The sequence below is a fragment of the Moorena sp. SIO3A2 genome, assembly GCF_010672265.1.
In the GTDB taxonomy this organism is placed as follows: Bacteria; Cyanobacteriota; Cyanobacteriia; order Cyanobacteriales; family Coleofasciculaceae; genus Moorena; species Moorena producens.
Genome location: NZ_JAAHHC010000112.1, coordinates 1 through 3,948, shown reverse-complemented (window position 1 = coordinate 3,948; position 3,948 = coordinate 1). Strand labels below are relative to the sequence as shown.

The 3,948-nt window shown below is 44.3% G+C and carries 3 protein-coding genes; all 3 read right to left on the bottom strand.

Features of this window, described 5'->3' with window-relative positions:
* Nucleotides 1–289: 289 nt before the first annotated feature.
* The 3 genes from F6K64_RS37850 to F6K64_RS37840 all read right to left on the bottom strand — a co-directional run bounded on the left by F6K64_RS37850 (nucleotide 290) and on the right by F6K64_RS37840 (nucleotide 3,878).
* Entirely contained in the window at nucleotides 290–1,801 is a 1,512-nt protein-coding gene (locus F6K64_RS37850; RefSeq protein ID WP_009148815.1) for a reverse transcriptase domain-containing protein, read from the bottom strand.
* A 543-nt stretch (nucleotides 1,802–2,344) separates the two neighbouring features.
* Nucleotides 2,345–3,448 (bottom strand): RNA-guided endonuclease TnpB family protein, encoded by a 1,104-nt coding sequence (locus F6K64_RS37845; RefSeq protein WP_081473251.1) that lies wholly within the window; start codon nucleotides 3,446–3,448, stop codon nucleotides 2,345–2,347.
* The gene (locus F6K64_RS37840; protein ID WP_008184766.1) at nucleotides 3,378–3,878 is read right to left on the bottom strand and encodes an IS607 family transposase; all 501 of its coding nucleotides are present in this window, start codon (nucleotides 3,876–3,878) and stop codon (nucleotides 3,378–3,380) included. The genes F6K64_RS37845 and F6K64_RS37840 overlap by 71 nt, the downstream gene beginning before the upstream one ends.
* Nucleotides 3,879–3,948: the final 70 nt, after the last annotated feature.

Below are 3,948 nucleotides of genomic sequence, written 5' to 3'. Positions count from 1 at the left end.
CCGATACTTTTTGGCTACTAAAGTCTACCAAAGCAGACCTTAGCTCACCAATGCAAGCTGATTACTCAGCCAGGGTGTATCTACCAAAGCTCTTAGGAATATCCCGCGAGCGCCATTGATGTCGCGTTCGCGAAGCGTGACCAAAGGTCAATCCATTACTCGGCCATCAATCAAAGACCTAATAGTCTTACTGCCTCCGATGTTAACTATTTGTTAGAGTCGATGTCCCCTATTAAGGGGAGCATCTCTCCTACAAATCCGTACGTGCGACTTTCGTTGCATACGGCTCCTAAGTATCTTTTTGGCTGCTGTGTATGTATTGGTGGCAGCTCTGGTGAACCGCCATTAAATTCTTTGGTTTCCAATTGTCGTGGTTTCCATCTAGGTGATGAAGGTGTACAGATTCGTTGCCTATTAACTTGTGACCACAATGTCCACAGCAATGGTTTTGCTTCTTCAAGGCTTTGGAAGTAGCATTATCGTAGAGTCCAGAGTTCCTTTGGCTCCAGTACACCAAGTCTCCGTCATAGGGGGACTTGGTGCCCCTGACTTTAATATGCTTGTTTTCCTTATATTTCACCGCCGGGAATGCTTTCTTTACTAATCTTTCGGATTCGTATCGATTGATTTTCTTCTCTTTTCTGAATTTCTCTTCTGTTCTCTTTGCAGTGAACCACAGAGAGTTTCGGGAGCCGTCCATCTTGCAATTCCGGTGGTAATTTCTCCAGCCCCTTATTATGGGAGCTAATTTTTCAGCCTTTATTTTTGCACCATAGTTCGAGCTGTTGGCCACGGCTTTAATCTTCTTTTTGATGGTTCTTAGGTTTTCCGCTGAGGGAATACTTCGGAACTTTCCATTTTTCTGGACTCGGAAGTTCCAGCCCAGGAAGTCAAAACCGTCTGTCGAGTGAGTTATTTTGGTCTTTTCTTCGCTGATTTCCATTCCGCGTTCAGTTAAGAATTCCTTGACCTTTTTTAACACCTTTTGAGCGTCTTCGTTAGGTTTCAGGAATATTACCATGTCATCCGCGTAGCGGATTGATTGGTGTAGGCTTTCAATTCCATTTAGTGCCACGTTGGCTAAGAGTGGGCTGACCACACCTCCTTGGGGTGTTCCTTGCTCCGTGAATTCCGGACTGACGCCCGCTTTTAAACATCTAAAAATCCCCTGTTTTATGGATGCCGGTGCTAACAGTCTATCCATTATGGAGCTGTGTGATATGCGGTCAAAACACTTTTTGATGTCTAGTTCTATGACCCTTTTTGTGATGCCGTTGCAACTTGAGTTCAGGTTATTGAACACGTGTTTTTGGGCATCGTGCGCACTTCGTCCAGTCCTAAACCCGTAACTCCGGGCGTGAAAGGTAGCTTCGTGTGCAGGTTCTAGGGCGTATTTCACTAGACATTGCCATGCTCTATCAGCGATTGTCGGGATTTTCAGCATTCGCGTTTTCCCGTTCTTCTTGGCTATCGGGACTTCCCGTAGTCCAGTATGTTTCCAGTCGGAGCCATATTGGTTCAATAGCTCAAGTAGCTCTAATCTCTGCCGGTATGTGAGGGATGACTTACCATCAATGCCGGGGGTTTTCTTACCCTTGTTGAGCTGTGTTACTTGACGGATGGCCAGTAGTTGTGCTGAGCGGGATTTCATTATCAGTTTCTGTAGAGACCTGGCTTTTCTCAGGTTTCCAGCTTGAACTGCTTTATATAAACGTCTTTGTAGGCGAAAAAGGTTTTGGCGAAGTTTCTTCCACTGTTGCCCTTTCCAAAGGTCACTAGCTTTTTTGCTGTGTCTACCCATGCTCTTCTCCAAAGTCTATATACTTGATACCCGTGACCAGTTTTCGGTCACATCCTACCCGGCAGGAGGGATTAAGTTTGACATAACTTACTAGGGTTTCGACCGTTCCTTAGACCTCGTGTTGCTGCCGTTTTTACTCGTTCCATCTATTAGATTGTTGTGGTGATTTAGGTCAGTCCAATTTGCCCATCCTCCTCTCGGAGATTACAGCTATTCTGGAGAAGACGCTGTGAGAGTAGAGGATACATTCCATATTGGTTTTTCAGGTTATGGTAGGCTGGTAGGACATTTTTCTAGGACTTGTTTAACCATGTCACCTCCCCTTTAGCGCCAGTGTTGTTACCTGCTTCTTTTCAACTGATTGCGCCCTGGTGCCAGCTTCACTCTGTAGGGATGTCGCCCTGCTCGGTGTGGCCAGATAGGGAGTCACTTATCTCTTCAAGGGGCGGGTTTTCACCGCCATCCAATAGATAGTTAGAAATCTTTTGAGGGTGTTACCCTCACGATTCCCCTTACTCATACCCCTCTAGTTTCTAGAGGCTCCTAGTAAGAACGAGCCGCACCTCCAGTCCAGCTAACTGTCTTACTCGTATAGGCTTCACAAACATCCACTACTATTTTGCCGGTTTCCGAAGCTTTATGCTTTAAAAACTCTTTAAACCTAAAATGGGAAAATGTGAGCAAATTCCGTACAGTTTTTGACCGGATTTTTCTTTTTCCTTTTTTTGACATTTCAGACGTCTCAAAAGTTGGAAGTAATATCACATCAAAGTGGTCAACTAAGAATCGAGCAGCTTTGTGATGGAGTTCGTTTATTAGATTTTGAATTCTAATGATAATTCGCCTAGCAGCTTTCCTCATTCGTCGCTTCTGATTCCTAGACGCCTTGCTAATTTTTGACAGTAAATTATCAAGATGAGTACAAAGTCTCTGAATTCTGGAAAAATCTCCGTGACCAATCTTTCCTACAGAATTTTCGCTAAAAAACGTCAGAAATGTTCTAACACCGGGGTCTATCGCTACCACTCTACCTTGGTTATCGGCTTTCGTTTGAGTAGTTTGATGAGGGACTGTTAAATAGTAGTCCCCATTCGTGCTGGTTAATCGACAATCTCCCCTGTTATCAGGCAAAGATTCGGAAAAGGTTAAAGTCCCTAATTTTGTGTGATAAACCCCCTTCTCCGAGACCGCTGACTTTGGGATGTAGCAAGACTGAACAGGATTTTTTCGAGACCTAAACCTAACCCGATTAATTTGCCCAGTCTTTTTGTACTTTTTCTTGGATTCCCTGACAGCGGTGCAAGCATCCTTAATCCCTATGGATTTAATTTGATAAGGCACTGCTTTACACCACTCGGGAAGGTCATTTAATATCCCAGTTTTGATAGCTTTCCAATTAGCTTTTATTTCGCCATTTTGGAGTATCTTGACGGTTTTATTGAATACATAACGGGACACTCCAAACCATTTACGAATAATGGAACGTTGTTCAGCATTGAGGAATATCCGAATCTTTTTTGATTTTTGCCCCGTACTTTCGGAGTCCGTGAACCCGACAAGAGAAGACGTGAATGATTCAGAGAAGATCCGCTGTGAGTTCGGATCCTCGACAGCTTTCAGGCTGGTCGAGAACCAGGATTTTGCCACCGTTGAGCTCTGCCAGGTATTCAAACAGTTCAAACCCGAATCGAGTGAGTCTGTCTCTACAGGCAACAACAATAGTGAGCTGACATCCTTGCATAAGTCGTTCCAGTATGGTTCTAAGCCCTTTCCTTTTGTAGTTGAGTCCTGAACCGATATCCTTGATGATTTCCGCTTCTGGGAACATGGAATGCATGTATGCGACTTGCCTGGCGAGATCGTCAAATTGCTTGCTGCTACTGACTCGGCAGTAACAAATTGTGACTGGCTCGGGAGCTTTTCGTTTCCCCAAAGTGGCAAGACTAACTGTATCGAACATTCTGTACCCGCTTGGGGTTCGTTCGCATTTGATGATGCCATTGTCTGCATATTTCCTCAAAGTGGTTTGAGAGAGTCCCGTAAGTTCGACCGCCTTAGGTCGTGGTACTAGTGTCATGTCTCTATTCTAACAATTATGAAAAGACTTTACTAGACTTTATGACACTTTGCATAACTGTCTACTAACC

What these genes read in the sequence shown, in the direction of transcription:
- F6K64_RS37850 (WP_009148815.1), bottom strand. Translation starts at nt 1,801, where the DNA reads ATGGGTAGACACAGCAAAAAAGCTAGTGACCTTTGGAAAGGGCAACAG.
- F6K64_RS37840 (WP_008184766.1), bottom strand. Translation starts at nt 3,878, where the DNA reads ATGACACTAGTACCACGACCTAAGGCGGTCGAACTTACGGGACTCTCT.